Origin of the sequence: Phyllobacterium sp., from assembly GCF_037994425.1 — a bacterium.
Classification (GTDB): domain Bacteria; phylum Pseudomonadota; class Alphaproteobacteria; order Rhizobiales; family Rhizobiaceae; genus Phyllobacterium.
This window is the reverse complement of record NZ_JBBNAM010000381.1, coordinates 1-6,326: the sequence shown is the minus strand read 5'-3', so window position 1 is coordinate 6,326 and position 6,326 is coordinate 1. Positions and strand designations below refer to the sequence as shown.

The 6,326-nt window shown below is 56.4% G+C and carries 5 protein-coding genes; all 5 read right to left on the bottom strand.

All coding sequences use genetic code 11. The annotated features are described in order from the left end of the window. On the bottom strand, window positions 1-470 hold a 470-nt coding region (locus AAAB35_RS25730; protein WP_340671184.1), incomplete at its 3' end, for an ABC transporter permease. Window positions 471-545: 75 nt separating this feature from the next. Further along, entirely contained in the window at window positions 546-2,048 is a 1,503-nt protein-coding gene (locus AAAB35_RS25725; RefSeq protein ID WP_340671183.1) for an ABC transporter substrate-binding protein, read from the bottom strand. Continuing rightward, complete coding sequence (locus AAAB35_RS25720) at window positions 2,045-2,824, bottom strand: FadR/GntR family transcriptional regulator (protein WP_340671182.1); 780 nt, start codon at window positions 2,822-2,824, stop codon at window positions 2,045-2,047. The genes AAAB35_RS25725 and AAAB35_RS25720 overlap by 4 nt, the downstream gene beginning before the upstream one ends. Window positions 2,825-3,501: 677 nt before the next feature. Beyond that, window positions 3,502-4,530, bottom strand: a complete 1,029-nt coding sequence (locus AAAB35_RS25715) for an IS110 family transposase (protein ID WP_340671181.1) — start codon at window positions 4,528-4,530, stop codon at window positions 3,502-3,504. 1,307 nt (window positions 4,531-5,837) lie between these two features. Beyond that, window positions 5,838-6,326: BBE domain-containing protein (locus tag AAAB35_RS25710; RefSeq protein ID WP_340671180.1), on the bottom strand; the 489-nt coding region annotated here is incomplete at its 5' end.

The window sequence follows — 6,326 nt, the reverse complement described above, 5'->3', positions numbered from 1 at the left end:
ACCGATACCAGCAAAATGAGCATGAGGCCGAGCCAGAAATTGGGGATCGAAAGGCCCGACAACGCCACAACGTTGATTGCATAGTCGGTAGCCGTGCCTTTGCGTATCGCAGACATGATGCCGGCGGGCACGCCGATCAAAAACGCAATGACCATGGCAAACGCTGCCAGCTGGATGGTCACCGGCAGTTTTTGTGCGATCAGTCCAAGTACGGGCTGCTCCGTACGTAGCGAGATGCCAAGATCGCCTCGCACAATCTGACCGAGCCACGCCACATACTGAACCGGGATCGGATCATTCAGATGATACTTTTCCTGGAGATAGGCGATCGTTTGCGGATCACGGTCCTCGCCGGCCATGGTGAGGATGGGATCGCCCGGGAGAAGTTTCTGCATGCCGAACACCAGCATGGAGACGAGTAGCAGCGTAGGCAGGACGACGATACATCGTCTAAAAACAATCTCGATCATGGCAATGCACTTTGAAGCTTGAAGCGGTAGATGGATGAGGCGACCGCTAACCTGGTCGCCCCACGCTGAAGAAGATCAACCCTCGGATGAAACGCCTTTGAGACGGATCATGCCATCGGGATAAGCGGTGAAGCCCTTCACATTGGCGCGCGCAGCAAACGGCCATGGCTGGTAATAAAGATAGACGATCGGCAAGTCGTCCTGGGTAATTTCCTGGACCTGATCGTAGAGCGCCTTACGCTGTGCGATATCTGTCAGACTGCGGGCTTCCTCGAGCAATGCGTCGACTTTTTTGTCGCAATAGTGGGCGTCGTTCAGGTTGCCCTTGCAACTGACAAAGCCGTGGATGTTTCCGTCAGGGTCTGCACGACCCGACCAGCCGCTTTGACCAGCTTCAAAGTTCCCGTCCTTGAGTGCCGATTGAAGTGCGGCGAATTCCGTTGGACGCAGCGAGATATCGAACCCTGCTTCTGCTGACATTGCCTGGATCAACTCAAATACCTGTTGTGAGGCGGTGTTGTTTCCAAAAGCAATCTCCAGCTTGACGCGCTCATGGCCGGCTTCGGCCAGAAGCGCCTTGGCCTTGGCGACGTCGCGCTGGCGGCCTTCGAACTTCTTGTCGTAGGCGAAGCTGGTCGGCGGGAACGGCTGGTAGGCGGGTTGGAAAATGCCCTGTCCGACAACCTCGTTAATGACGTTGCGGTCGATCGACAGTTCGAAGGCCTGACGGACGCGTTTGTCGTATCCGATCGGGAATGTATCCTTGTCGCCCTTCTTCATGTTGAAGGTCAAAGCCTGGTAGCCGGTTCCAGTAACCGGATAGAATGCCAGGTTGGAGTCTGCCTTGACGGTTTCAACATCCGACGGTGCTATGCGCTCAATGATATCAAGATCACCCGAACGCAGATTTGCCAGGCGCACGGTCGAGTCGGAGATTGGAATGAAGGTAAGCTTGTCATAGTTGAAATTCTTTGCGTCCCAATAGTCGGCAAACTTCTCCAGGACGATGCGGTCGTTCTGGATACGCTCGACAAACTTGTAGGGACCGGAGCAGACGGGATTCTGGGCAAAATCTCCGGTTTCGAAAGCCTTGGGCGACAGGATCATGCCGGCACGATCCGAAAGTTGCGACAAGAGCGAGGCGTCCGGCTTCGTGAGGTGGATCACCAGGGTTGTGGCATCGAGGACTTCAACAGTATCGATCGAAGCGACTTCGCTCTTGCGCAGCGATTCGGGCAGTGTCTTGGCTCTTTCAAGATTGGCCTTCACGGCGGCGGCGTCGATTGTCGTGCCGTCATGGAATTTACCGTTGTCACGTAGCTTGACGGTGAGTGCCTTGCCATCTTCCGACCACGTCCATTCCTTGGCCAACTGAGGCTGGATTTCCAGCTTCTCGTTGATATCAAACAGCTTGTCGCACAGTGACGTGAAGACGATACGCCCGACGAAGGTTCTGGCGCGATGCGGATCGAGGATGTCGGCGTCGTCCTGCAGACCGATACGCAAATCAGCGGCGAAGGTCGGAGAGGCCGAGAGCAAAACGGTCGCGGCCAACATGAGTTTTTTTACGAAGTTCATTTCATTCCCTCTGTGGTAAAGCTCTTCTTTTTTGAATCTTGTTCTTTGGCGGACGTTGCTTTGCCAGCGCGCGGAATGTCCGCCGACTGCATTGCTTCGATCAGCGCCGTGCGCAATGAAATCAAGTGTTCGCGCATTGCTGCTTCCGCTTCGGCCGGGTGAAACCGGCGGATTGCTTCGATCACATCATTATGCTGCTGGATCGACAGTGTGGTGCGCCCTACCGAGCGCGTGCGTTCGCGAAAATGGCGCCACGCGTCGTTCTGCCGAATCTGCTCAATCATGCCTATGAACAAGATGAAAAGCTGGTTGCCTGCAGCTTCGGCGATCTTCCGGTGAAAGGCGCCATCCCACAATTCCCAGGAGTCCGTATCGGTGGATTCCTTTGCCTTCGCCGCCAGCCGTTCGAGTTGCTGGATCAGAGCTGGCGTTGCCTTTGTCGCTGCAAGACGCGCCAATACCGGTTCGATCGTGATACGCACTTCGATGACCTCGAGCGGATTGGTGAATTCGGCAAGATTGTTGACTCTGAGCGTGCTCGAGACCTGCTCGGAGCCGCCAAAGGTTCCCTTGCCCTGCCGGCGCCAGATGAGTCCCTCATCCTCCAGAACTTCCAATGCACGGCGCAAGGCACGCCTGCCGACGCCGATTTCTTCCGCGAGTTCCCGCTCGGGCGGCAGGCGTAATTCGCCGCCTGTTGGAACTGTGCCCAACAAAATACGCAACCGCTCAAGGGCGTGTCCGGAATTTGCGACGGTCTTGGAGCGAGATGACACGGAACCGAAACCCTCACGGTGATCAATATAATGAAAGGTTCACGTGTGCAGTGGGAAGTCCTGGTAAATCCGGACGCTTCCCACTGAAAAGTAAACCCGATTTCTTATAAACGCTTCCTTGCGTGGGCCTTCCCTAGGAAATTTAGGTTAAGTCAACGAACGGCTTCATGGCAACCAATTTCTCTATTGGTTCGCATTTTCTCTAATTGTTTGTGACCAGCATTCGCAATTCAGGACCCGTTACTAGGCTTTGATAGATTGTGGTGTTCTTTGCCAGCTCGTATGTGGGGCCAAGCGGCCGGGCGGCGTCGAGATTCGCGCTCACCTGCGCCGGCTCGTTCCGGCGCCCCGGAGCAACTGGCGAACACCCGGATCGTGAACCGGGCCGAAAGCCATGTGTGGATGGCTCCTGCCGCGCAAGAGCGAATCTGACTTTTCCACCTCCCGATCGGGTGCGGTCATGTGTCCGGCCTGTTGATGCGGCATTGATAACCGCTGGCCCTGATGGAAGTTCGCGGATCGGGTCTCAATCACTACTACGCGGTATTGATAATCCGCATGGCTGTCGGCGAGTTTTCCCGATCCCCGGTTCGACCGGTTGGCATCAAGTCTTATTCACCCTTACGATCTGGTAGCCTGTTACTCTCCTTGTCTCAACTAATCCGCGATCCTCGCTGCTACGCCGCTGTCGCGGGTGCCCTGAAGGTTTCCTGCCGCGTCATGATCGCCCATGCGATCCGAGCCATCTTGTTAGCCATGGCGACCGTAACCAGACGCGGTGGGCGGCGCTCAAGCAGACCGTTGACCCATTGTGCGCCAGGTGCGCTTTTTGCTCGCGCGTAGCGAAGCATGCCAGTCGCGCCAATCACCAGCATGCGCCGGATGTAGCGGTTGCCCTGCTTTGAGATCCGGCCCAGTCGCTCTTTGCCGCCACTCGAGTTCTGCCGAGGGACGAGGCCCAGCCAAGCCGCGAACTCGCGACCAGACCGGAAGAAAGAAGGATCGGGAACCGTCGCCGCAATCGCGGATGCGGTCAGCACGCCTACCCCGGGGATCGTCGCCAGTCGCCGGCTCATTTCGTTCTGCGTGTGCCAGGCCTTGATCTCGGCGTCGAGCTCGGCAATCGCTTTTTCGTTTGTGCGCAATTGCGCGACGAGCGGTCTCAAGGCTGCCCTTGCCAAAGTCGGCAGGCTATCGTCGTCGTCGGCCTCCACTGCGGCGATGATGTCTTCAACCTTTCCGCGTCCCTGCGCGGCGACGAGGCCAAGTTCGGCGGCGTGCCCGCGGACGGCGTTGACCAGCATGTTCTGCTGGCGGATCAGGAGGTCGCGCGATTTGTGAAGCATCAGCGCCGTCTGCTGGACTTCGGTCTTGATCGGCACGAAGCGCATGTTCGGCCGCGTCACGGCCTCGCAGATCGCGGCGGCGTCAGCCGCGTCGTTCTTCTTGCCACGCCGGACATAGGCCTTCACGTAAGAGGGCGGCATGATGCGAACATCGTGTCCGAGAGCCGCAAGCTCCCGCGCCCAAAAATGTGCTGATCCGCAGGCTTCCAATCCGATGAGGCATGGCTCGAGGCCGCCGAAGAACAAAAGAACCTCTTTCCGACGCAGCCGGCGCCGGACTGTAACGTTCCCTTCGGCATCGACACCGTGAACCTGAAAGACGTTCTTGGCCAAATCCAGGCCGATCGTGGTAATCTTCATATGGATGGCTCCTCTCGACTGTGGGTCTGTGGTCACTACACAACCTACCATATGGCACCTTGATGCCGGGGAGCAGGAGCCATCCACTCCATCACTACTGCACGGCACCAATCAATGACCAGTGGGCTAGTTCAAAACGCGCCACGTGGTCATCGGGGCGTTCAGCCTCCCATCTCTCGACCTGTGGAAGTGGAGTGGGTAGAATTGCGCTGGGTAGAAACGAAGGATGAAAGTTCCCGCCGGAAGAGTTAGGAGTTCCGGCCGGCGTCTTCCAAGATCGGAAGGTGGCAGAGGCCAATCACGCTCCCTGACTACCCAGCCTGCGCGCCGCTTCGACAACTAGTTCCACATCCCCCGCCTTAAGAACATCGATGGGCCTGCGCCCTCCTAGTCTGTCATCCGGCTGAGCTAAGAAATTTAGAACGGCCCAAGTATTATTTGCCGGCAAAGCCTCACGAACCGCCTTTAGGCCCGCTACGACCGTGCCGTCCCTATCGAATTGAAGGGTTGGATAGCTTCGGCGATTACTCGGGCCAGGCACGGAGATTAGACTTCCTTCCCGCACCCGTTTGTCGATGGCCTGACGGGAGACACCCTGCATCAGTGTTCTGACCTGGTCCAAATCATAGGCGCCACCAGCCTCGCGTAAATCTTCTTGGGCTATTCGGCCTCCTTCGAGAAGAGCTTGAGACCGCGCATCTGGCTTAAACGCCTCCCTGTTGATAACCGGCGCCCTAACGGTGCGAGTATGACCTGGTCGCAACTCATTGGGCACAATCTCACGGATCGTACCTAACCGCGTCGTGTCACTACGCTTTATCTTTCTCAAGGATTTGCTGCTCGGGGATCGAAACTTTGGCATCGACGGAAGCCTTTAGGAATGAAACAGAGTCGCCTACCGTCATCATAGCTATCATGTCATGAGGCAACTTGGTCTGGACCGGCTTGGTCGGAGATGATCGTACGTTGTGTGCCATATCAATCTCTCACAGGCAATTCTGTCAACTTTGACAATATGGACGAGCTAAAGGCTGCGCCGACTTCGGCCGGATCACTGCAGACAACCAGCAGGTCCCCGTCGGCGATCCCGACGTCGAATTCCATACTCTTCATGACTGATCACCTTTATCGTCAGACCTGACTGGCGCGGCAGCATGACAACGGTCGGTCCACGCGAATTCACGCAGCTGAGTGATGGCAGGTTGAAGCGAAATGCAGCTCAGCCAAAGCTGGCGCTTTGTAGTTTTCCGTTTCCACAATATACGTCATGAACCTTATGATGAGCTTCAAAGCGGATAGTGCCATGCTTACTGCGGCAGAACATTTTGGTTCATGCGAAAGACATTATCGGGATCATACTTCCGCTTGACCTGCTGCAGTCGGGCATAGGTCTCGGCACCGAAAGCATTTTGAACAAGATTATCCCCTTCTCCAAGCCCCGGAAAGTTGAGGTACATGCGCCCCGTCGAATGAGGCTGCATAGCGTGCCACACATCACGGACCCAACTGATATTCGCATCGTCTTCACTTGCGTTGGACCAGATCGCATCGAGGCTGAGCATGAACGGCATTGAGCGATCTCCAAAGGCCGTAGCATCGCCAGTGATACGCTGAACGGCACCTCCAAATTTCCAGATGGAGGCATAGGTCATGTCTGACGGACGCCAAGTCAAGTTCTTGGTAATCTCGCGGATAACCTCATTGTCGAGGTGCTTGAGGTAAGTCGATTTCCAGTAGCAGCGGTCGCGACCCTTGGGAAACAACCCGTCATAAAGCGTCTGAAGCACTTGGTATGG